At 40.0% G+C, this 23,973-nt stretch carries 19 protein-coding genes and 1 pseudogene; 17 read left to right on the top strand and 3 right to left on the bottom strand.

Going from position 1 to position 23,973, the window contains the following annotated elements:
• Positions 1 to 15 precede the first annotated feature (15 nt).
• The 6 genes from aroA (at position 16) to ORH16_RS07170 (ending at position 6,673) form a co-directional block, all read left to right on the top strand.
• Positions 16 to 1,302 (top strand): 3-phosphoshikimate 1-carboxyvinyltransferase, encoded by a 1,287-nt coding sequence (gene aroA, locus ORH16_RS07195; RefSeq protein WP_265457531.1) that lies wholly within the window; start codon positions 16 to 18, stop codon positions 1,300 to 1,302.
• A 1-nt stretch (position 1,303) separates the two neighbouring features.
• A complete protein-coding gene (locus tag ORH16_RS07190; RefSeq protein WP_265457530.1) occupies positions 1,304 to 1,822 on the top strand; it encodes a shikimate kinase in 519 nt (172 codons plus the stop codon).
• Positions 1,823 to 2,674, top strand: coding sequence for a prephenate dehydratase (gene pheA / locus ORH16_RS07185; protein WP_265457528.1), 852 nt, complete (start codon positions 1,823 to 1,825; stop codon positions 2,672 to 2,674).
• A gap of 181 nt (positions 2,675 to 2,855) precedes the next feature.
• Positions 2,856 to 4,121 carry an LCP family protein gene (locus ORH16_RS07180; protein WP_265457526.1) on the top strand — a complete coding sequence of 422 codons (1,266 nt, stop codon included), beginning with the start codon at positions 2,856 to 2,858 and terminating at the stop codon, positions 4,119 to 4,121.
• A gap of 80 nt (positions 4,122 to 4,201) precedes the next feature.
• A complete protein-coding gene (locus ORH16_RS07175) occupies positions 4,202 to 5,050 on the top strand; it encodes a DegV family protein (RefSeq protein WP_265457525.1) in 849 nt (282 codons plus the stop codon).
• A 189-nt stretch (positions 5,051 to 5,239) separates the two neighbouring features.
• Positions 5,240 to 6,673 carry an alanine/glycine:cation symporter family protein gene (locus ORH16_RS07170; protein ID WP_265457524.1) on the top strand — a complete coding sequence of 478 codons (1,434 nt, stop codon included), beginning with the start codon at positions 5,240 to 5,242 and terminating at the stop codon, positions 6,671 to 6,673.
• 208 nt (positions 6,674 to 6,881) lie between these two features.
• On the opposite strand, the gene ORH16_RS07165 is transcribed toward ORH16_RS07170, so the two are convergent.
• Positions 6,882 to 7,748 (bottom strand): LysR family transcriptional regulator, encoded by an 867-nt coding sequence (locus tag ORH16_RS07165; protein WP_265457522.1) that lies wholly within the window; start codon positions 7,746 to 7,748, stop codon positions 6,882 to 6,884.
• 116 nt (positions 7,749 to 7,864) lie between these two features.
• On the opposite strand from ORH16_RS07165, the gene ORH16_RS07160 reads away from it, so the two are divergent.
• Genes ORH16_RS07160 through ORH16_RS07150 form a run of 3 tightly spaced genes read left to right on the top strand, consistent with a single transcriptional unit; the run spans position 7,865 to position 9,397 of the window.
• Positions 7,865 to 8,434, top strand: a complete 570-nt coding sequence (locus ORH16_RS07160) for a DapH/DapD/GlmU-related protein (RefSeq protein ID WP_265457520.1) — start codon at positions 7,865 to 7,867, stop codon at positions 8,432 to 8,434.
• Positions 8,435 to 8,451: 17 nt separating this feature from the next.
• The gene (locus ORH16_RS07155; RefSeq protein ID WP_265457518.1) at positions 8,452 to 9,000 is read left to right on the top strand and encodes a cyclophilin-like fold protein; all 549 of its coding nucleotides are present in this window, start codon (positions 8,452 to 8,454) and stop codon (positions 8,998 to 9,000) included.
• A 16-nt stretch (positions 9,001 to 9,016) separates the two neighbouring features.
• Entirely contained in the window at positions 9,017 to 9,397 is a 381-nt protein-coding gene (locus tag ORH16_RS07150) for a MerR family transcriptional regulator (protein WP_265457516.1), read from the top strand.
• Positions 9,398 to 9,430: 33 nt separating this feature from the next.
• Here ORH16_RS07150 and ORH16_RS07145 read toward each other — a convergent pair whose 3' ends face one another.
• Complete coding sequence (locus ORH16_RS07145) at positions 9,431 to 10,288, bottom strand: LysR family transcriptional regulator (RefSeq protein ID WP_265457515.1); 858 nt, start codon at positions 10,286 to 10,288, stop codon at positions 9,431 to 9,433.
• Between the two features lie 91 nt (positions 10,289 to 10,379).
• Here ORH16_RS07145 and ORH16_RS07140 point away from each other — a divergent pair, with 91 nt between their 5' ends.
• Positions 10,380 to 11,576: an MFS transporter gene (locus ORH16_RS07140; RefSeq protein WP_265457514.1), complete on the top strand. Its 1,197-nt coding sequence runs from the start codon at positions 10,380 to 10,382 to the stop codon at positions 11,574 to 11,576.
• Positions 11,577 to 11,812: 236 nt separating this feature from the next.
• Here ORH16_RS07140 and ORH16_RS07135 read toward each other — a convergent pair whose 3' ends face one another.
• Positions 11,813 to 12,112, bottom strand: a complete 300-nt coding sequence (locus ORH16_RS07135) for a hypothetical protein (RefSeq protein WP_265457512.1) — start codon at positions 12,110 to 12,112, stop codon at positions 11,813 to 11,815.
• A 491-nt stretch (positions 12,113 to 12,603) separates the two neighbouring features.
• Here ORH16_RS07135 and ORH16_RS07130 point away from each other — a divergent pair, with 491 nt between their 5' ends.
• The 7 genes and pseudogenes from ORH16_RS07130 to ORH16_RS07100 all read left to right on the top strand — a co-directional run bounded on the left by ORH16_RS07130 (position 12,604) and on the right by ORH16_RS07100 (position 23,973).
• Positions 12,604 to 13,083, top strand: coding sequence for a DUF6530 family protein (locus ORH16_RS07130; protein WP_265457511.1), 480 nt, complete (start codon positions 12,604 to 12,606; stop codon positions 13,081 to 13,083).
• 101 nt (positions 13,084 to 13,184) lie between these two features.
• A pseudogene (locus ORH16_RS07125) lies at positions 13,185 to 15,443 on the top strand (AAA family ATPase).
• A gap of 447 nt (positions 15,444 to 15,890) precedes the next feature.
• Entirely contained in the window at positions 15,891 to 17,789 is a 1,899-nt protein-coding gene (glgB, locus tag ORH16_RS07120) for a 1,4-alpha-glucan branching protein GlgB (RefSeq protein ID WP_265457783.1), read from the top strand.
• A 30-nt stretch (positions 17,790 to 17,819) separates the two neighbouring features.
• Positions 17,820 to 18,950, top strand: coding sequence for a glucose-1-phosphate adenylyltransferase (locus ORH16_RS07115; RefSeq protein WP_265457510.1), 1,131 nt, complete (start codon positions 17,820 to 17,822; stop codon positions 18,948 to 18,950).
• 1 nt (position 18,951) lies between these two features.
• Positions 18,952 to 20,100 carry a glucose-1-phosphate adenylyltransferase subunit GlgD gene (glgD, locus tag ORH16_RS07110; protein ID WP_265457509.1) on the top strand — a complete coding sequence of 383 codons (1,149 nt, stop codon included), beginning with the start codon at positions 18,952 to 18,954 and terminating at the stop codon, positions 20,098 to 20,100.
• A complete protein-coding gene (gene glgA, locus ORH16_RS07105) occupies positions 20,097 to 21,530 on the top strand; it encodes a glycogen synthase GlgA (protein ID WP_265457507.1) in 1,434 nt (477 codons plus the stop codon). The genes glgD and glgA overlap by 4 nt, the downstream gene beginning before the upstream one ends.
• 37 nt (positions 21,531 to 21,567) lie before the next feature.
• Positions 21,568 to 23,973 (top strand): glycogen/starch/alpha-glucan phosphorylase, encoded by a 2,406-nt coding sequence (locus ORH16_RS07100; RefSeq protein ID WP_265457781.1) that lies wholly within the window; start codon positions 21,568 to 21,570, stop codon positions 23,971 to 23,973.

Here is a 23,973-nt window from a genome sequence, read left to right as displayed (position 1 = left end):
AAAAAGGAGTTCGTTATGAAGTTATTGACAAATGCCGCTGGTTTAGTCGGCGAAATTGAAGTGCCCGCAGATAAATCTATTTCTCATCGCAGTATTATGTTTGGTGCTTTAGCCAAGGGGAAGACGACGATTAAAAATTTCCTGCGGGGGGAGGATTGCCTGACGACCCTCAAAGCCTTTCAAGATTTAGGCGTCACCATTGAAGACGACGGTGAAACGATTACTGTTGAAGGCGTTGGTTTTGCTGGCTTAAAAAAACCAGCAGACATTTTAGAAATGGGCAACTCCGGCACGACGACCCGATTAATCATGGGGATTTTAGCCGGCACAGATTTTACCAGTGTGCTTTCAGGAGATGCTTCATTAAACAAACGACCGATGGCCCGTGTCATGGATCCTTTGAACCAAATGGGCGCCGATTTAACTGGCGCAGCTGGTGGAGAACTGCCGCCAATTACGATTGTCGGTCAAAAAAAGCTGCAGCCGATTGACTATCTGATGCCTGTTGCCAGTGCGCAGGTTAAATCAGCAATTATTTTTGCGGCTCTGCAAGCTCAAGGCACCAGCACGATAGTTGAAAAAGTAGCTTCCCGCAATCACACCGAAGAAATGATTCGCCAATTTGGTGGCACAATTGAGGTGACTGGCCGGGAAATAAAAATTACTGGTCCGCAAACATTTAGTGCACAGTCAGTGATTGTTCCAGGAGATATTTCTTCAGCGGCCTTCTTCTTGGCTGCCGGCTTAATTGTACCGAATAGCGAAGTGACGCTAACAAATGTTGGAATCAATCCGACCCGCACCGGTATTTTAGAAGTGATTCAAGCAATGGGGGGCAGCTTAACAGAAAGCGCCATTGATGAAAAAAATCAAAGCGCCACGTTAACTGTTAAAACTAGCTCACTAAAGGCAACTGAAATCGGCGGTGCTATTATTCCCCGTTTGATTGATGAGCTGCCGATTATCGCTTTATTAGCGACACAAGCAACGGGAAAAACCGTCATTAAAGATGCTGAAGAATTAAAAGTAAAAGAAACCAATCGGATTGATGCTGTCGCTACCGAATTGAAAAAAATGGGTGCTGATATCACCGCAACAGCAGATGGCTTAATTATCAATGGACCGACACCACTCCACGGAGCTGCTGTCACCAGCTATGGCGATCATCGGATTGGCATGATGCTGCAAATTGCCGCTCTTTTAGTAAAGAATGGAACTGTTGAATTAGAACAAGCGGAGGCGGTTGCCGTTTCTTATCCGCAATTTTTTGAAGATGTAACCAGTTTGAATGGAGGACGTTAATATGAAGGGAATCGTTTTAATCGGTTTTATGGGAGCCGGCAAAACTACAATTGGCAGAATGCTGTCAGAGGAAATCAATGTGGGACATCTTGACTTTGACGATGTTATTATCGAAGAAATCGGCATGACTATCCAAGAATATTTTGATCAATTTGGCGAGGAGGCTTTCCGCAAACGGGAAACGGAAATTTTAAGCCGCTACTTAGATCCCAAGCATGTCATTTCAACCGGTGGCGGAATTGTTTTAAAAGAAGAGAATCGCAAATTATTAAAACAAATGCCGACAGTTGTTTATTTGAAAACTGATGCAGATGAATTGGTGAAGCGTTTGAAGGCAGATCACACAAGCATCCGCCCGCTAGTCGTCTCAAAAAGCCCCGAAGAAATTAAAGAAGTTTACCTGCCACGGATTCCTTTTTATCAAGAAAGTGCCAGCCTGATTGTGGAAACCACTGGCAAATCTCCCGCTGAAATCGTCGCTGAAATTTTAGCTACTGATGTTAAGCAGGCAGGTGCTTAAATGAAGATTGCGTATTTAGGTCCTGAAGGCTCCTTCACCTCAACGGCAGCCGTCAAAGCTTTTCCAACTGAAGAATTAGTTGCGTACCCGTCAATTCCCGCTTGTATTAAAGCTGTTGAATATCAAGAGGTTGACTTAAGTGTGGTGCCGATTGAAAATACTTTAGAAGGTTCCGTCAACATGACCTTGGATTATTTATTTCATCAGGCTCAGCTACCAGTGGGGGCAGAAATTGTTTTGCCGATTCATCAGCATTTAATGATGACTCCCGCCCATGCAAAACAATGGCGGGAAATTACTAAAATATATTCTCACCCGCAGGCTTTGGCCCAATGCCAAAATTTTATTCAGCAAAATTTTGATGAAGTCATAACCGAAGCGACTCCTTCAACAACTTATGGGGCCAATTTTGTTAAAAATCATCCAGAGGAATTTATCGCCGCAATTGCACCAAAGGAAGCCGCAGAAAAATTCGGCTTGACGGTTGTCGCTGAAAACATTCAAGATATTGAAGTTAACCGCACTCGCTTTTGGGTGATTGGGCAAGCAGATGTGGCCGTTGAGCTGACTAAAAGCAAAGAAAAAATGAGCTTGGCCTTCACCATGCCCAACAACATGCCGGGCTCTCTACACAAGGCGTTGTCAGCATTTGGCTGGCGGGAAATCGATTTGAGTAAAATTGAGTCCCGGCCGTTAAAAACTAGCTTAGGGGAATATTTTTTCTTGGTTGATATCAATGTCGACAAGCCGCTACAGTTAATTCAAAATGCCTTAGAGGAGATTGAACTCTTAGGAGGAGAAATTAAAGTTTTTGGTAAATACGATGTGCATCTAATTCCAGCAATTGATTAAACTGAAACCGGACAGACTTTTTAAAAAAGCTGGTCTGGTTTTTTTATTGTCATTAAATGAATGGGTATAAATTTATATAGTAGGACAGGCAACTGTTTTTTGAGAAAAAGTAAATTCTAGTGAAAAAAGATGCTTTTTCCTGAAAAGTGAGGTAACCTATCAAAAGTAAGGTGGGGATGTTATGAGCCGAATGGATCGTTATAAAAAAGTCCATGACGAATCAGATAAATATGAGAAAAAAGGGAAGGGGTTTGCGGTCCGTAAAGAACGGCAGCAACCGGAGCGACCGGATGATGGCGAGCACATTTATTATCGCAGTTCAGAAAATGACGATGATCAATTGCAAGAGCCGATGAAGGACAATCACTATCAAAATCCCGAGTATTATCAATTTGATCAACAATATCAGCAGCAAAATCAGCAATCAAAGCGGGAGCAAGCACAGTACAAGCAGCCTTCTAATGAAGAGGAACAAGTCAAATACGGTTTTTTTTCAACGAAAAAGAAAAAAGCCAAGGCTAGTAATAGTGGCGGCTCTGGTCAAAAGCCTAAGAAAAAACGCAAATCCTGGAAAAAGCGGATTGGTATTATTTTAATTATTTTTTTATTGCTGGAAATCGGCAGTTTTTTCTTAGGAAAATTTCAAGCAGAGGCAGATTCCTCGATTCCGCAGCAGGAGCTCCAGACCTTTAACGGAACAGCCGATAGCAGCGGCGCTAAAAATATTTTACTTTTGGGAAGTGACTCACGAGAAGGTGAAACTTCCCGAGCCGATACGATTATGGTGGTGAACTTAGATAATCCATCGAATCAGCCGAAACTCATTTCTTTTATGCGGGACACTTACGTGAATATTCCTGGCTATGGTTATAATAAATTAAATGCCGCCTATGCATATGGCGGCGCTGATTTAGTTCGCCAAACGTTGGCTGAAAATTTTGGCGTAGAAACTGAATACTATGCAATTGTTGATTTTCAATCCTTTGAAAAAGTGATTGATGCGCTCTTTCCAAGCGGCATAGAAATTGATGCCGAAACCAGTCTAGAACTGGATGGCGTGACAATTGAAGCCGGTCAGCAGCGAATGGACGGCAATACCTTGTTGCAATACGCCCGTTTTCGTCATGACGCCGAAAGTGATTTTGGCCGTGTCAGACGTCAACAACAGGTGATGTCCGCAATTTTAAGCCAAGTCAAAAATCCTTTAGCAGTTTTACGGATGCCTTATGCAGCTGGAAAAGTTATGGGGTACACCTCGACAAACTTAGCTTTTACTTATTTGTTAACGCATATCTTTACTTTAGCCAATAGTGCAAGTGGCATCGGTACATTGTCGGTTCCTGTGGATGGCTCTTGGTCAAACGGTTATTATGATGATGCCGGCAGTGTGCTAGAAATCGATGAGGCCACCAATTACTCCGCTGTCCAAACTTTTTTAAATGAATAAATTTTAACAAACGTTTTTAAAGTGAATCATTTTATGCTATATTATTTTTAATGCAAAAAAAAGTGAATTGAGGGAAATAAATGAAATTAGCGGTGGTGACGGACAGTACTGCGGTATTACCTGAACATATTAAAGATAAAGAAAACTTATTTATTGTACCGATTCCGGTTATTTTAGACGGTAAAAGTTATAATGAAGGCGTCGATATTGAGGCTGATGAATATTATGCTCTACTCAAAAGCAGTAAGGAATTTCCGAAAACTTCCCAACCTTCTTTAGGCGAAGTGCTTTCCCTTTACGAAGAAATCGGTAAAAAGGGCTATGATACCATTATCAGTATCCATCTTTCCGGTGGAATTTCTGGCTTTGTTCATAATCTTGAAGGGATTAAAGATGCCATTGATGGGGTTAAAATTATTCCTTATGACTCGAAAATCACCAGTATGCCGATGGGCCATATGGTGGAATCTGTTATTGAATTAAATGAAGCCGAAAAAAATCTAGAAGAAATTTTAGAGCATTTAGATATTATTCGAGATAATACTTATGCATATTTGATTGTCGATGATTTAAACAACTTAGTCCGGGGCGGCCGCTTAACCAATGGTGCTGCGATTATCGGCGGTTTGTTGAAAATCAAACCGATTTTAACTTTTGTGGACGGAAAGATTGTCTTGTTTGAAAAAATCCGTTCAACCAAAAAAGCCTTCAATCGTGCCGAAGAGATTATTGGTCAACGGATTGTTGAAATTAAACATCCGACTAAACTGTATGTGATTCATGCCAATAATTTATTAGTAGCAGAAGAAGAAAAAGAAAAACTGCAGCAAAAATACCCCGATGCTGAAATAATTATCGGCCACTTTGGTCCGGTAATTGGCAGTCATCTAGGGGAAAAAGCGATTGGAATCGCTGTGTCTGCTCAATAATTAATCCACTCTTATACTTTTATCAGCACAAGCTGAAGGAGTATAAGAGTGTTTTATTTTGTATAAATGTTAGAGCTTCAGCTAGGTAAAATAATTTTAAAATTATTTTTGCTAATTGTTTTATAAATATTTTCTCATTTATTTGTAATTTGTGGTACAATTTAAAAAAAGCTGGAGGATGACAAAAAAATGGGTGATTTCTTAACAAGTATCAATGATTTAGTCTGGGGCCTGCCATTAATTATTTTAGTAATGGGAATTGGCGTCTTGCTAACATTCGGTTTAAAAGGGCTACAATTTCGTAAGCTGCCCTTAGCATTAAAATATATGGTATCAAATGAAGAGGGTGGACAAGGTGATGTCAGCAGTTTTGCTGCGTTGTGTACGGCACTCTCTGCGACAATTGGAACTGGAAATATTGTCGGCGTAGCTACAGCCATTGTTGCCGGTGGTCCCGGTGCACTTTTTTGGATGGAGGTGGCCGCCATTTTAGGCATGGCCACTAAATATGCAGAAGGTCTGCTAGCGGTAAAATACCGCACCTTTGATGACCAAGGGAAAGTCTTAGGCGGCCCCTTTTATTATATTGAGCGGGGCATGGGCAGCAAGTGGCGCTGGTTGGCGAAATTTTTTGCCTTTTTCGGCCTATTAGCCGGCTTGTTAGGGATTGGTACCTTTACCCAAATCAATGGTATTACGAGTGCTGCCCAAAGTTTCTTTGATCCGCATTTTTTAAACACTGTCACCTTATTTGGCAGAAAATATTCGATTGCGATTATTATTGTCGGCTTAATGGTAACCTTTGGTGCGGCCGCCGTTTTATTAGGCGGCGTGAAGCGTATCAGTAAGGTTGCCGAGTTGATTGTCCCAGCGATGATTGTCGTTTATGTCGGACTTTGTATAGTTACGATTGGCTTTAATATTCAAAATCTGCCTGCAGCGATCAGTGAAATTTTCCAAGGTGCTTTTGGTTTACGAGCGATTTCTGGTGGCGCATTAGGAGCGATGATTGTTGCAATGCAAAAGGGTGTCGCCCGCGGAATTTTTTCAAATGAATCGGGACTTGGTAGTGCGCCGATTGCGGCAGCGGCGGCCCGGACGAAAGAACCAGTGCGACAAGGACTTGTCTCAATGACGGCAACCTTTATTGATACGATTGTCGTTTGTACGATGACTGGCTTAACAATTATCATGACTGGTGCTTGGGATTTAGGTTTAGATGGTGCCGCTGTAACGATTTATGCTTTTTCAGAGGCGTCGCCGTTTTCTTATACGGTCGCTAGCTTTTTATTAATGTTGTGTCTGACTTTCTTTGCCTTCACAACAATTTTGGGCTGGAATTATTATTCAGAGCGATGCTTAAGTTATCTGACTAACGGCAGCACCAAGGGCACTAAAATCTTCCGTGCAGTTTATATTTTAGCCGTCTTTATTGGTCCATATATGACAGTTTCAGCGGTCTGGACGTTGGCGGATATTTTCAATGGCTTGATGGCATTTCCTAACTTGATTGCATTGGCTGCCTTGAGTCCGGTGGTCTTCAAGGAAACCAAAAAATATTTTGCTAAATTAAAAGTCGGGGATGACTTGACCACTGAAAGTTTAGAAGCTGTCGATGATTAAGTGACAATAAAATGAAACAAAATATGACCTCAGAAGCTATTAGATTTTTCTTTTGAATCCCACAAGTCTTCAATCCTGCTTTAAAAGCAAGAAGAAGAGGAGAGGGCAAAAAATAAAATCTGATTCTTCTGAGGTATTTTTGTGGTGCTTTTTGAAAATCAATTTGAAAAAGCGAAAGGGGTCTCCTCTGACCTGATAAATTTTTTAGTCAGCCTTCCTTGAGAATCGTTAAGAAGGCCTTCGCAGCATTGGAGAAAACTTGATTTTTCTTCCAGATTAAACTAACTGAAACCGTTAAGGGTGGCTCGCAGGGTAAAAAGCTTAAATTTGTCCCGATGGTATTGATAATACCATCTAAGCAAAGAGCGGCGGCTAGCCCGTCTTTAACTAATAAAGAAGCATTGTACAATAGATTATAGGTGCCTAAAATTTGATAGTTGGCTAAATTTCCCCCAAGCCAGCTGGCTAGTTGGTTGTCGACAAAACTTTGATTAGAAATTAGTAAAGGTACAGCCTGTAAATCTGCTGGTGAGATGCGGCTTTGTTTCGCTAAAGGGTGGTTGTTATTGATTAGCACGCCCCATTGATCTTGATGGGGTAGACTGAGATATTCATATTTTTGTTTTTCCACCGGATCAACTACTATCCCAAAATCCAACAATCCCCGATCGATTTTTTCTAATAAATCATCGGCATTACCACTGAAAAGGTTGATTTTAATGGCAGGATTTTCTGCGAGTAAAACCTGTAAATAATTTCCGATGATTTTCATTCCTTCAGTTTCCCCAGCTCCGATAGTAATTTCTCCGCCGACGGCTTGTTTTCTTTCTAAATTTTCTGTAGTGGTGGCCACTAAGCTGAGAATTTCTCGGCCACGGTTGACGAGGTAATAACCATCTTCGGTTAAAGAAATTTCTCGATTGCCACGAATAAATAATTGCACGCCTAATTCATTTTCCAATTCTTTTAACTGTTTAGACAGGGTGGGCTGAGAAAGGTGCAGTACCTCTGCAGCTTTGCTGATGGTTTTTTCTTGAGCCACCGTTAAAAAGTAGTTTAAAACACGTAATTCCATTTTTTCTCAACTCCTATAGCTTAAAAGCATATCTAAGTATTCAATATAAATATTAGTCAAGGCTATTATAACAAGTTATGCTAGATACAACAAAGCTATCAAAGGAGAAATTATTTATGACATCAGCTAATTTGTTAGAAAAACTTCAAGGAAAAGAAATTTTAGCAGGCTCAGAGATTTTTAAAGAAATCCATGTGCTAAAAGAACAGAATGAACGACGCATATTTGATTTGAATACTGGCTTTCACAGCAAAGCCGAAATTCATGAGGCTCTGGAAACAATTACCGGCAAACCAATTGAAGAATCGGTGGAAGTGCAATTGCCGTTCTACTCAGATTTTGGCAGGCATATCCAATTTGGGAAAAATATTTTTATCAATCTTAATGTGACCTTTGTCGATTTAGGCGGCATTACCTTGGAAGATCAAGTCCTGATTGGTCCAGGGGCTCGCTTGATTACTGTTAATCATTTGACCGATCCTAAAAAGCGCCGAGGGCTGAAAGTTGCGTCGATTCTACTCAAAAAAAATGTTTGGATTGGGGCAAACGCTACGGTACTGCCAGGAATAACGATTGGTGAAAACTCAATTGTAGCCGCTGATGCAACTGTCACTAAAGATGTTCCTGATAATGTTATTGTGGCGGGAAGTCCAGCAAAGATTGTCAAAACAATCCTTGAAGATTAAATAAAGGCGGTTTGGAGATGAGAAAAATCCTGTTTTATAGTTTATCTGCATTATTCGGACTGAGCTTAACAGCTTGCCAGTCCTTTGAAGAAAGGCAAGAAAATAACGAAATTGCTTCAACCATATCATCCTCTCAAGCATCGGTTGGCGTATCAGAAATTTTAGAGACAAGTGAGACTTCAATTATGCAAGAAACTGAATCAACTTCAGCAACGACTCCAAGTTCACTTCAACAACTGACTATTCAAGGTCAAACCTACAATGTAGAGTTTTTCGACAACACCACCGTGACCGCCATGAAAGAATTGCTGCCACTAGAAGTAACGATGCAGGATTTACATAGCAATGAGAAATATTATTATTTTGAAGCCAGTTTGCCGACGAATTCGCAGCGCATTTCTCAAATTAATGCCGGCGATATTATGCTTTATGGGGATGATTGTCTGGTTATTTTCTATGAAAGTTTTCAAACATCATATGCTTACACACCGCTGGGGCGAGTAACGGATTCAACATTTTCAACGCAACTTAAAGAACTCGGCCAAGTGACAATCGAGTTCTCTTGATGAAAGGAGGAGCCAAATGAATATTTCCCAAGCTGCTAAGCGAACTGAATTATCCGCTGTTACCTTAAGATATTATGAAAAAGTTGGCTTGATTCCACCAATTGCAAGAAAAAATGGCAGTGTGAGAGATTATGCTCTCCAAGATATTGAATGGATTAAGTTTATCAAATGCATGCGCTCTGCTGGCTTATCAATTGAAGCGCTAGTCAGCTATACGGCTTTGTTTATTGAAGGACAGGACACCGAGGAACAACGCCAACAAATTTTGCAGGATGAGCGGAAAAGCCTTCAAGAAAAATATCAAGAACTGGGAGCAACGCTTCAGCGCTTAGATCAGAAAATTGAGTTTTACGAATTGCGACAAAATGAAAAAATGCTAGCCAATGGAAAAATTTAGTTCAAATTTTTATTAACTCCTTCTCGTTAAAGGCTATTGAAGAATCTTAATGATTCCCTCCACTAAATCAGACGATACATGGGACTGGCTGTAAGCGACATCTATGGAATAATGCCAAGACTGTGCCAGCTTTGTTGGCACTTCAATCAATTCCTGTTGTTGAAGTTCTTTCTCGACAAAAAAACGTGGTAAAAAGACTGCAGCATCACTAACTTGTAAAAGCTGTTTGACAACAGCTAATGGAGCAATTCTGCGCATTTGGTCTTGGGGGATTTGCGTCTGCAGCAATTTTTCAACGAGTTTAGAGAAATCAACTCCCCAAGGATATAGAAGCAATAAATGATTATTAAAGTCTGTGAAATCAGTAAGCGCATCTATTGGCGGCTGATTTTCTTTTTTTATCAAGACAATTGGACTGTTGAAAACTGTTCTTTGCTTCAACTGGTGATTGTCAAAAGGATTTTCTTTAAAGCCGATATCAAGTGCACCGGCTAATAAAAGCTTTTCGATTTCTGCCGAATGGAAATGATGAAACTCATAAGCAAGTTTTTCTTGATTGAGAAAAGTAATTAATTTAGGAAAGATAATCTCAGCAACCGCAGTGGGGGCTGCGATTTTTAATACTCTTTCCCGAGCAATATTGCGGGCCAAGTCAAGACTTCGGTTCATTTGTTCTAGGGAGATGGCCGCTTGATCCAGCAAAACTTTACCTGCTGCTGTCGGTGTGACGCCATTATTTTTCCGATTAAAAATGACGAAGCCGGCTTCTGCTTCAATATTTTTTACCCGCTTTGAAACTGTGGACTGGGACAAATGTAAAGCCTCCGCTGCTTGGCTTAAATTTTTGGTGCGGGCAATTATTGTTAGAATTTCTAAATCAGTAAAATCCATCGCTATTCCTCCTGGGCATATCATAATGAAAATATTCCATAATAATAAACCTTCTATTGCCTTTATAATAGCAAAAAAAGGAGGATTATCTATGGGAAAATTTAAAAATATTTCCTTCACTTCGCTTTCCACAACTTTTTTTGGTATTTTTGTAACGAATATCAGTACCTTTATGCTCAGTGCTTTTTGGACTATCTATCTAAGCCAAAGAATTGGATTAACCGCTAGTCAAATTGGCTTAGTTTTGACATTGTCTTTAATCAGTCAACGGGGATTTACTTTTTTTGGTGGACTTCTTGGCGACCGTATTGGCACAAAAACGGTTTTGGTCAGCGGCTTGCTTTTACGAGCTGTTGGTTATTTTTCATACCTGTTTGCGACTAGCCTGCCGTTAATTATCCTCAGCTCGATCCTTGTCGGGCTTGGCGGAGCCCTCAAAGATCCCACTTTAAATGCTGCTGTTGTTCTGTTTGCTGATAAAAACCGTTTGATGGCCTTTACTGGCAAGGCGATGATGGGAAATTTGGCACAATTTTTGGGTCCGCTATTGGCAACTTTCTGTAAAACAAATTATCAAGGGATTTTTTTGATAACAACCATTACCCATCTGCTGTTTGCTTTTTTGATTAGCCAGCAAACATTTTCACAAAAAACTCGCCAGTCTAACGAGAAAAAAAGGCAACTGGATTTGACAGCTGTTTTCCAAGATCAACAACTCATTACGCTGACCCTTATAACTAGCGGTTTTTGGTTCTTATATAGTCAGTTCACCTTGACGATTCCACTTTATATCAGCAACTTTTTCAGTAACGATAATTTAATCAGCATGGTTTACAGTCTAGATGGTGTCTTAGCTTTGGTTTTACAAATGATCCTATTAGGATGGTTACAGAAATTCTTCAGTCTGCAAAAGATTTTTATTTTAGCGAGTTTTATTTTAGCGACTGCTTTTTTCTGGTTGGCACTGGGAGAAAATGTAGCTTTTCTAATGCTTTTTACCTTTTGCTTTTCTTTAGGTGTCATGTGTATCATTCCCATCATTGATGATCTGACGGCGACGATTGCCCCTAACCAACACTTAGCCACTTATTTAGGTTTTGTTTCCTTTGGCTGGGGGATTGGTGGAACTTTGGGAAATTTACTGGGTGGAAGACTCTTTGAACTATTTTTTCAAAGAAGACAAATCAAGCTTTTGTGGTTGATTTTCCTGCTGATTGGCTTAGGTTTAGCTTTTGCGGTCACCAGTTGGTCCAAACTTGCTGTAAAAAGGAATGATTTTTCTAGTTGAAGGCAACTATGGGATGAACTGTGATGGAAGGAAATATTCTTAAATAAGTCGATAACTTTATTAAAGCTCACTGAAGCGTGACTCAGTTGGTTCAAACAAAAAAATTATTCTGTGAAAAAAATTCTTGATAAAATGTAAAAAGAGCCCTGCTGTTTTGAGTAACCTGTAAAAAGTCTTGCTTTAGACTTTTACAGGTCGCTTTTTACAGTGGGGCTCTTTATAAAAGCTGCTGAGAACTATTCACGACTGGAGCGCCAGAGAAATAACAATCCGCCAAGGCTTAAAGTAACGGCTAAGAAAGTCAGATTGTTGACGACTTCATCGGGTAAAATCAAACTAACAAGATAGACAAGAATAAAAAAGACGATCGTATGCAAGAGGGCGATGGCAATTTTTTTGAAGCCGCTATTGGCACTTTCTTTCCGCTGTTTACCTGAAGGGATGGCGTTACTGTAGGAAACTGGGTTACGATCAACACTGTCTAGTTGGGGCTCATAATTGTCATAGGAGGCTTTGAGATTTTTATCGGCAGTCATAATCATCACTCCTTATTATCTTCTCTTTCAATTATAAAGGAGAAAGGAGTTTGTGTAAACGTTCTCAAACGGTACTTCATATACAATATCTGACGATTTTAAAAAACAAAAGAAGTCGATTTGGTAGGCCTTCAAAACCCGCTCAAGAATCAAACAAATAAACGGATTCGAATTTTTAATCAGTGAGAATCTTGTCAGAAATTTTTTTCAACTTTTACATTTAGTTATAAAGTGTTGATGAAATGGTTTTAAGCTGAAAGGAAAATAGCTCAGAAAAAAATTTTAGATTAAGGATAAGTTTAAAATTGCTCCAATTGGAAAAATCGCTTTAGCCAAATTAACTATAAAAGTTGTTTGTAAAAGTAATTTATTCCCTATAGAAAGAAAACTATTTTTAAGAGTAATATTCACAGCGATCCATATTCATTGCTTTTCAAAACTAGTCTCCGTATAATTTAGTAATTTACTAAATTACTAAAGGAGGAATTACTTTGAAAATACCAACTACGCTTAAACATAAACCCGTTATTGTGGTGGAAGATTATGATAAAATTGACGGACATTTTGCCTGGGAAACAGATGCAAAGGGACTTTCGTTAGGCTTGGCCCAGTGGAATGACCGGGGCAAAGTCGAAATTTCTGGAAAAGTCTGGCGCTACACCGGTGAAAAATGGTCCCGTCAATCGGAAGAACTACCGATTACACGGATTTTAGATTTGGCGATTTTGGTTGTTGAAACGACTAAATATTTTCAGGATGCCTATCGCTTTGAAAAATTTTATGATGTCACCAATCCGGTGGTGGAAATCATCGGCCTGCAGGGGAATCGGATGACAGTGGAAATAGCGATGGACAATCCGAAAATTGATGAAGATATTTTATTATTTCACGATACCTTACAAAAAGATGGTGAATTAATTGGTGAACGGCTGAGGACCTTAAAGCGTCTATTAGATGAAGCTGGCTATTAACGAAATTATGTTGCGGCAAGCACTTCACGATTAATTTTTCAACCATTTAGTTATCGACAAAATTTTGTTATCACACCCGCAATAGATTTGGAGGAAGTAGCATGAGGGATTTCGTTATCACCAATGGAAGACCATTTACAAAACTAGAACAGCAGATGATTTGGCGCAAGCCTCAAAGTCATCAAACCAGTCAAGAAGAAATCCGGATTGCCGGTGAAATTAAAGATAATTGGTTAGATACAGAATTAAAAATCAGCAATATTTTATTAGAAGGGGACGCTGGCTCGGGAAAGACCTAGCTGGCGAAGGCCCTCTCTGCTGATTTGCAGCTGCCCTATACCAAAATCACTTGCTTTGCTGACATGGATAAATCAGATGTCTTTGGTGCTCTTTTGCCAATCGTTGAGAGTGATCGAGAAGAAGATCAGGAATTACTGGAAAGTATTTACCAGACAGAGAGCCTTGAAACGGTGTTAGAGTTAATCAGCCGCCATTATTCCATTGACGCATTCAATGCCAAACAAAAATTAGTTGCCTTTATTAATCGGATTGAAGCTGGGGATACCAGTTCTGTTCAATATAAATATTATCCTTCAGAAATTGTCCGGGCCATCGAGAAGGGCTATCTTTTGGAAATTCAAGAACCAACTGTGATTCGTGATGCTTCTGTTTTAGTGGCATTGAATTCTGCTTTAGAGTCCGATGGCATGCTAAATCTACCCACTGGAATGGTGCAGCGGCATCCGGATTGTGTGATTGTGATTACCACCAATCGCAATTATCAAGGCAATCGCCCGTTGAATGAATCTTTGCGGGATCGCATGCAGCATGCTGAAAAGATGGATTTGCCGCCTTTATCGGTAATGGTGGAACGAGGGATCGCCAAAAGCGGCATCAATCAAGTAGAGCTACTGGAAAAAATGGCCGAGATTGTTCGGCTATTGGATTTGACAGCAAAAAATAATGCCATCAAGGGCGTGGCTGGCATGCGTTCGTATTTTTATTGGATCAATACCTATAAAAATCAAGAAGATTTATTTTCAACCATTTACCAGAAGGTTTTGTATAAATTAACTACCGACGAAAATGAACTCAAAATTTTAGAAGATGCCTTAGCAGAAAGCCAGCTTTTATTTGAGCTAAGAGGAATCATCAACCAGCAGCCTCGACAAAAAGCTGGCCGCAAAATTTCTCAAGCAGAAGCTAAAGAGCGCAATATTTTTGAGGCCAGTTTAACAGCCAATTTAGTGGCACCGACAGATGAACTGCAAACAGTCGAAGAAAATGCAGCAGAGACTGAAGAAGTGCAAAAGCCGGAGGAAACGTCTCAACCTGATAGTTCAGAACTATCAAGTCGAGCTAACGAAGAGCTAGCTACCGACCAGATTGAAAGACAAACAAGTCTTGAACATTCAGAAAGCGGCGAGCTTTCCGAAAAAACGGAAGCTGGCCTTGGAGAAGGGGCACTGACAGCCTTTAATGAAGCTCAGTCAGCTGAAAAAAAGGAGCTGAATAAAGCCGCCAGAGAATTCTTGAAGCAGACAATTCATAATAAAAGTGGTCTAATAATCCATAGGCCGACAGTGGATGCCGAATTATTAAAGGCCGCTCAGATTGCAAAGCAGCCCTTGTTAAAAACAGTTGACCAATTAAGCCGTCAGATGTTAGCGATTCTTGAAAAGGAGCAGCCAGCAAATTATCAAACCGGTAAATATGAAGGCAGCCGCTTTAATGCAAGTCGGGTTGCCTATGGCGATTTTAAAAATTTTGATCGTCAGAATCCACCAATTGAGGAGCCTTCTTTGGCCCTCGCTTTAAGAATTGACGAATCCGGTTCGATGATTCGTGATCAACGCTTGGAATCAGCACGGGCTGCCGCTTTAGCCGTCAACGAATTTGCAAAGGAAGTTAACATTCCGCTTTTGATTTATGGCGACACCGCGGACAAAAATATGCGGGAAAAAACTTCGGTTTATTCTTATAAGGAGTTTGCAGACAGCTTTCAATTTGTCGACGGCAAGCTAATGACGATGACACCCCGACAAAATAATCGTGATGGCGTCGTTCTGCGCTTGATTGCCGATAAGTTAGTTCAGCAAACGGCTACGACAAAACTTCTAATTAACATCAGTGACGGTCAGCCAAAAGCGTTGCCGGATTATTCTGGTCAAAAAGCTAAGGCAGATATTCAACAGGTGCTAAATGACTATGAACGGCAGGGGATTATTTTCTTAGCAGCTGCTATCGGTCAAGACAAAGAAATTATCAAAAATATTTACGGAGAACAGCGCTTTTTGGATATTTCTGATTTGCAAACACTTCCCACGCAGTTAATTGAATTAATCAGCCGTTATCTTTAATTTAAAAATTAAACACATCGACTTTATTATCCACCGTTTTTTGAGGAGTTTCCTTAAGAAAGTTAAGAAGGTAAAGTTTATGTGTTTTTTTTGTTTAGACCACAAATCAAAAAATAACACGTGAGATTTTATTGTTAAGGCTTCACAGAAGCAGAAGGTCGCGTTAGAATAAAATGAAAGAAGATTAGATTAAAATGAGTTTTTATGATTGTTTTCTGAAAGAAAGCAAGTCTTGTTATGGAAATGAAAACGAAGCCTTTGTTCATATTGTGAAATGTTTCTTTTTAAAATTGGATGAAAATTATTTGATTAAAAAAAACAAGATAAATTTGGCTCATTTACAAAAAAAACATAATTTTCATTTTCTCTTTTGTGAAATATGTGTTATCTTTAATATACGGAGAAAATGAAAATTTAGTGAGGAGGCGAGGGGCGAAATTGAAAAAAATGAGAAAACAGGTCACCGAATTTAAGCGCACTTTCAATACCGGTGAAAATTTTTACAGTCAGCATCTATTAGGTGCAAGGCCCTCAAAAAATGACGAAATTGAGGGTTATACCTTTCGGGTTTGGGCACCGCATGCTCAACAGGTTTGGTTAGCGGGTGATTTTAATAATTGGGATAAAAGTTTACCTTTAACCTTTGACAGCAACAGTGGGATTTGGGAAATTTTTACTGACATTCCCCATGAAGAACAATTATACAAGTACGTAATTCAACGGGCAGATGGATCAGAAGTATTTAAATTTGATCCCTATGCGATTCAGTTTGAAGAACGACCAGGCAATGCGGCTGTCCTTCATACGATTCCAGAGAAAAAATGGCAGGATGGATTATGGCTAGGCCGCCGCAAACGCAGCAACCACTTTAAACGACCTCTTAACATTTACGAAGTTCACGCAAGTTCTTGGCGCCGTCATCCCGATGGCCGACTTTTTACTTTTTCCGATTTAACCAATGAATTAATTCCTTACGTTAAAGAAATGGGTTTTACCCATATTGAATTTATGCCTTTGATGGAGCATCCGCTAGGGGCATCTTGGGGTTATCAACTGACGGGCTATTTTGCTTTGAGCTCTTACTATGGGACTCCAGAAGAATTTCAAACTTTTGTAGAAACCTGTCACATCAATAATATTGGTGTTTTCGTTGATTGGGTGCCGGGGCATTTTTCCCGCAACGATGATGCACTTGCTTACTATGATGGCACACCACAATTTGAATACAGCGATATCGACCGAGCTGAAAATCGAGGCTGGGGCTCACTGAATTTTGATTTAGGTAAGCCAGAAGTCCAGAGCTTTTTAATTTCTAATATTTTATATTGGATTGAAATGTTCCACATCGACGGCATTCGAGTCGATGCCGTGTCCAATATGATTTATCGGGATTACGATATGGGACCGTGGTCGCCAAATCACGAAGGCGGTAATCGCAATTTTGAAGGCTTTTACTTCCTGCAAAAATTGAATTCGGTGGTTAAGCTGGCTCACCCTGATGTCATCATGGTGGCGGAAGAAAGTTCATCCGACACAAAAATCACCGGCATGGTGGAAAGCGGTTCACTAGGCTTTGATTATAAATGGAACCTTGGCTGGATGAACGACGTCTTGAAATTTTTTGAAATGGATCCAATTTATCGCAAAGATAATTTAAATTTATTAACTTTTTCTTTCATGTATATGATGGATGAGAATTTTATCTTGCCTTTTTCCCATGATGAAGTGGTTCACGGCAAAAAGAGTCTGATGCATAAAATGTGGGGCGATCGTTATCGACAATTCGCACAGCTTAGAACAATGTTCACTTATTGGGCGACTCATCCCGGAAAACAATTATTGTTTATGGGCAGCGAGTGGGGACAATTTTTAGAGTGGAAGTATGATGAGAGTTTGGAATGGGTCGATTTAAAGGATGATTTAAATAAAAAAATGCAAAATTTCACTCAGCATTTAAATCGCATGTATTCCGAAGAAAAATCATTATGGATTCACGACGATTCTTGGGAAACGATTGAAATTATCGACGCTAATAATACGAGTGAAACGGTCTTGAGCTTTATGCGTAAAGGCAAAACAAAAAGTGACTTTTTAATTATCGTGATGAATTTGACGCCAGTTGAGCGTCAGGATTTTCATATTGGCGTACCTTATCCAGGCGTCTATCAAGAAGTTTTTAATACGGAGATGGTTCAATGGGGTGGAACTTGGACGGCCCACAACACAGATAAAAAGTCACAAGATCTTCAGTTTAATCAACTACCTCATTTAATTCAAACAACAGTTCCTGCCTTAGGAACTTTGATTATCAAACCAAAAAGTGTCAATGTACGCAGCAAAAAATAAGTAATGGCTACAATAGTAGGGGGAATCGTGATGAAAAAAGAAATGCTAGCAATGATTTTAGCGGGGGGCAAGGGAACCCGTTTAGAAAAATTAACAGAATCTGTCGCCAAACCGGCTGTACCCTTTGGTGGACGATATCGAATTATCGACTTCACTTTAAGCAATTGTGCTAACTCTTCCATTAATGATGTTGGCGTTGTTACGCAATACGAACCCCGCGAGCTTAATTTCCATGTCGGCAGCGGTGTAAACTGGGGCTTAAGCGGTATTGATTCCGGTGTAACGATTCTACAACCATTCTCCTCTTCTGCTGGCGGCAAATGGTTTGAAGGAACCGCGGATGCGATTTTACAAAACATCGCCTTTATTGATCACGAAGATCCCGAATATTTATTAGTCTTATCCGGTGACCATATTTATAAGATGAATTACGATCACATGTTGGAAACCCACAAAGAAAATAATGCCGATTTGACAATTGCGGTTATCGAGGTTCCTTTAGATGAAGCGTCACGCTTTGGAATTATGAATACCGATGAGAACGATCAGATTGTTGAATTTGAAGAAAAGCCTGCCAATCCAAAAAGTAATTTGGCTTCAATGGGGATTTACATTTTTAATTGGCAGTCCTTAAGAAAATTATTGGTGGAAAGTCAAGAAGCTGGCGTGGATATGTCAGACTTTGGTTCCAATGTCATTCCAAGATACATTAACGACCAGAAAAATGTCGTCGCCTATCGGTTTTCCGGTTATTGGAAAGATGTCGGCACAGTGGATTCCCTCTGGCAAGCCAATATGGACTTTCTAAGTTTAGACAATGAATTAAATATTCATGACCGTTCTTGGCGAATTTATACGAAAAATACTATGGCACCACCGGAATTTATTGATGAAACAGCTGAGATAAACGAGTCGATTGTGGTGGATGGCTGCTATGTGGCCGGAAAAGTCCATCGAAGTGTTTTATCGACGGATGTGCAAGTAGGCGAAGGCTCAGAAATTATTGAAAGTGTCTTGATGCCAGGCGCTAAAGTTGGCAAGAATGCCCGTTTATATCGGACGATTGCTGGTGAGAATTCCGTTATCAATGATGGTGTGACAATTGATGGTAGCGAAGGCATTCAATTAGTTGGTCACGGCGAAGTAATAGGAGGAGAGTAATATGAATAATAGAATTTGCGGTATCATCTCAAATATTGACAATAAAGAAAAAGTTTCTGAACTAACCGAGCGCCGAGACCTGTCCACGTTAACCTTTGATTGTAAATATCGAATTATTGACTTTCCTCTTTCTAACGTGATGAATGCGGATTGTAATACCGTTTATTTCACTCTGAGCCAACGCTCCTTCCAATCCGTTTCCGATCATCTCGGTAGTGGCCGTGAGTGGGGCTTTGATGGGATTCGTAAACGCTACTTTACCTATGTGACAGACCCGCAGGATTTATTTAAAGACAATATCTATTATGAAAATCTAATTGATTATTTAAAAAAATCAAAATCTGTCGTCACCTTTGTGATGGGGACTGATATTATCGCCAACGTTGACTTAAATCCTGTTGTCGCTTTTCATCATCAAGAGGGTGCAGTCATCACGGCCATCTACAAAAATGTTTTAGCAGATAAATTATCTCAATACTGCAACCTTTTGGAATTGGACGAATTTGGCGTAATCACTGGCGTTACCTGCGAGTCAGCTGAGCCGCAGGATACCTATACGAGTTTGTGTTTAAATGATTTTGTTGTCGATACCCAATGGTTAATCAAACGCTTAGAGTTAGCGGTTGAAGGACAAGAAAATCTGACGTTACAGGAATTAATTTACAGCTCGTTATTAGGCGGTGAAAAAACGGTCGGTTATGACTTCAACGGCTACATTAGCAATATATTTGATATCCAGTCTTACTTCCAAAGTAATATGGACATGTTGAGCTATCCAAAAATGCACAATTTACTATTTGGTGAAAATAAAGTCTACACCAAATTGAAAAATGAAGCACCGACCTATTACTGCCAAGATTCAAATGTTAAGAAAAGTCATTTTGGTGCCGGCTGTGTGATTCGCGGCACTATCCAAAATTCAATTATTTCACGGCTAGTGAAAGTTGAACTTGGTTCTGTGGTCAGAAACTCAATTATCATGGGAGGCACAAAAATCGGCGAGAATGTTCAGATTCAATATGCTATTATAGATAAGAACGTAGTGATTGATGACGATGTGAAAATTACCGGCACATTAAATGAGCCCGTGGTAATCAGTAAGGGCTCCCATATCACTAAGAATGTAGAAGGTCGAGTGATAACAGCATGAAAATTGTCTATGCGGCAGCAGAATGCACACCATTTTTTAAAACAGGGGGATTAGGGGATGTCATGGGGGCACTCCCTAAGGAAATAGCAAAAAAAGGGGAAGAAGTCGCTGTGATTCTTCCTTTTTATGAGAAAATCATGGCCCCAAAATTTAAAACGGAGTTACAAGATGAATTTAATTTCATCGTTGAAGTTGGTTGGCGGGAGCAATATTGCGGCGTCAAATCTTTGAAAAAAGATGGTCTGACTTATTATTTCATCGACAACCAGTATTATTTCGGCAGGGATGGTATTTACGGATATTTTGATGACGGCGAACGCTTTGCCTTTTTCCAAATGGCCGTGATTGAAGTGCTGGAGCGTATCGAATTTATTCCCGATGTTCTTCATGTCAATGATTACCATACGGCGATGATTCCTTTTCTATTAAAGGAAAAATATCGGTGGATTAATGCTTACGCTGATATTAAAACGGTCTTATCGATTCATAATCTACAATTCCAAGGAATTTATGCGCCGCAAATTTTAGCTGATTTGTTCGGCATGGGCTTGGAAAAATATTATGACGGCACGATTCGTTTTAATGACTGTGTCAACTTTATGAAGGCCGGTTTAATTTACGCCAACCAGATTGTGACCGTGAGTCCAACCTATGCAGAAGAAATTAAAACGCCGGAGTTCGGTGAACATTTAGAGGCGATTTTAAATCAAGAGAGCTGGCATTTAACTGGTATCTTAAATGGGATTGATTATGATGTCTTTGACCCGGCAACAGATCCGCATATTTACCAAAACTTTGACAGCAAAAAACCGGCTGGCAAGGCAGAGAACAAAGCACAATTGCAAAAGGAATTAGGCTTGCCAGTGGAAAAAGACGTTCTCTTAATTGGGGCGGTCAGCCGCTTAACCCATCAAAAGGGCTTTCAGCTTTTAGTCAACGAGATGAATAATCTATTGCAATTTGATGTGCAGGTGGTGGTGTTAGGGACTGGTGAGTACGCTTTTGAAGAGGCCTTCCGTTACTTTAACGGAGCCTATTCGAAAAAACATCGGGGCATTATTGATTTTGATTTAGATTTAGCCCAGAAAATTTATGCTGGTGTCGATTTATTCTTGATGCCTTCTGCCTTTGAGCCCTGTGGATTGTCCCAAATGATTTCCATGCGCTATGGCACATTGCCCCTCGTCCATGAAATTGGCGGCTTGAAGGATACTGTGATTCCTTATAATCCGTTGACGAAAACGGGAACTGGCTTTGGCTTTGTCGATTTTGATAGCTATATCTTTATGGAGACCATCAAAAAAGCCTTGAAGGTCTTTATGGAAGAACCAAAAATTTGGCAAAAAATGATGGCTCAGGGGATGACCACTGATTTTAGTTGGACCACCCGCAGTAACGAGTATCAAGATGTCTATCAAAAGATGTTTTAGGAGTTAGTCTAATAAAAAGGTCGTGAATTTTGTGAAGATAACGAAAGAAAATTTTGAGGAATTATTCATTCAGAAACTAAGAGAATATTATGCTTTGGATATTTCAGAAGCCGGGGATGCAGAATTATTAAATACCTTGGGCCGGATTATCACGAGTTATTACAACGCAAATGTCGTCGAAACCAACAAAGTTTATGCAGGGCACCACGTTAAGCAGGCCTACTATTTTTCCATCGAGTTTTTACCGGGAAAAATGCTAAAAAATAATTTGCTAAAATTAGGCTTGTTAGACACAGTTTCTTCTGCCTTGGCTGAGATGGGCATCGACATTGAAAAATTAGCCAATGTTGAAAAGGATATGGCCTTAGGCAATGGCGGTCTTGGCCGCCTGGCATCTTGTTTTATGGAATCCTTAGCTGCCGGAAGTTTTCCTGGTCACGGCAATGGCATTCGCTATTCCTACGGTTTATTTAAACAACGGATTGTCGATGGCTATCAAGTTGAAATTCCAGACGATTGGTTGAAAAATCCGAATGTTTGGGAAGTTCGCAAGGAATCCCGGGCAGAAAATGTCCGACTTGGCGGGAATGTCTATCTTGTGCCGCTACCAAACGGCAACTTTAAACCGGTCTATGAAAATGCGCAAATTTTACGGGCGGTACCCTATGACACCGGTATGATTGGTTATCATAATAATACGGTTAACAATATGCGGTTATGGTCAGTGGAAATTCCGGCTTCAGAGGAATGGCGTTATGATTCACTACAGGAAAAACGTCAATTTGAAGACTTGACCTCAGTTTTGTATCCAGATGACTCCAATGAATACGGTCGTTTGGTTCGTTTAGCGCAAGAATACTTTTTTGTCTCTGCTGGACTACAAAGCATTATCAATTTCCAAAAGAAAAATCATATTCCCATGGAAGCTTTGCATCATCAAATTGCGGTGCATATCAATGACACTCATCCGGCGATGGCGGTCGCAGAGTTGATGCGAATTTTAATTGATGAAGAGGATCTCAGCTGGGATACAGCCTGGCATGTGACAACCAAAGTTATGAGTTATACAAATCATACCATCATGCAGGAGGCTTTAGAAACTTGGCCGATTGGCATGGTTCAACAAGTTGTACCGCGGATTTATCAGATTATTGAAGAGATTGACCGGCGTTTTGTCGAAGAAATGACCGGCAAGCATCCCCATTATTTGATTGAGAATACTCGTATTATTGCACATGAGCGGGTGCGGATGGCAAACTTAGCAATTATCGGCAGCCACAGTGTCAATGGCGTAGCAAAACTCCATTCTGAATTATTAAAAAATGTTGTGCTGCATGATTTTTACACGCTATATCCAGAAAAATTTAACAATAAAACCAATGGGATTGATGTTCGCCGTTGGCTGCATCTCTCTAATCCAGCTTTAGGCGAAGTTTTAGATCAAGCCATTGGCAGTGGCTGGCGGGATGATATTCATCAATTGCGCCAATTAGAAAACTTTATTGAAGATGACCAAGTGCTTAATGCTTTAGCAGCGGCTAAATTGACGAATAAAAAACATTTGGCCCAATGGATTTTTGAAAAACAAGGGATTGAATTAAATCCCGAAGCAATTTTCGATGTTCATATTAAACGATTCCACGGCTACAAACGCCAATTGTTGAATTTATTGCATATTATGAAATTGTATTTGGAGTTAAAAGAAAATCCTGAATTAGAGATGCATCCTAGAGTCTTTATGTTTGCGGGCAAGGCCGCACCAAGTTATCAGTTTGCCAAAATGAATATCAAGTGCATTAACGAAGCCGCCCGCTTAATCAATAATGATCCAGATGTAAATCAAAAATTAAAGGTTATTTTTATTGAAGATTATAATGTGACCAAAGCTCAGAGTATTATTCCAGCAGCCGATGTCAGCGAACAAATTTCACTAGCCTCCAAAGAAGCTTCCGGCACGAGTAATATGAAATTCATGCTAAACGGCGCTTTAACAATGGCGACATTAGACGGCGCCAATGTCGAAATTCGTGATGAAGTCGGCGATGAAAATATCTTTATCTTTGGCTTAACTGAAAAAGAAGTCTATGAATACTATCATAATGGCACCTATAACTCGCGGGAGCTGTATCAAAATAATCAAATGATTCGCCGCGTAGTCGATACGCTGATTGATGGCACCATTCCTAATGTGCAAATTGAAGGTGGCGAGTTGTATAAGACTCTGGTTGATTACAATGATGAATATTTTGTCTTACGGGATTTTGAAAGTTATGCAGCAGCGCAAAAACGCCTTGATTTAGATTACGGCGATCAACGTCTGTGGCAACAAATGTCCTTAATCAATATTGCCCATGCTGGACATTTTTCAGCGGACGATACCATCAAACAATATGCCGATGATATCTGGCATATCCAAGCAATAGACCCTAAAGGAAGTCGTTAA

Origin of the sequence: Enterococcus sp. HY326 (assembly GCF_026157065.1) — a bacterium.
In the GTDB taxonomy this organism is placed as follows: Bacteria; Bacillota; Bacilli; order Lactobacillales; family Enterococcaceae; genus HY326.
Note: the sequence above shows the minus strand (reverse complement) of the source record. Positions and strands in the feature narration are given on the sequence as shown.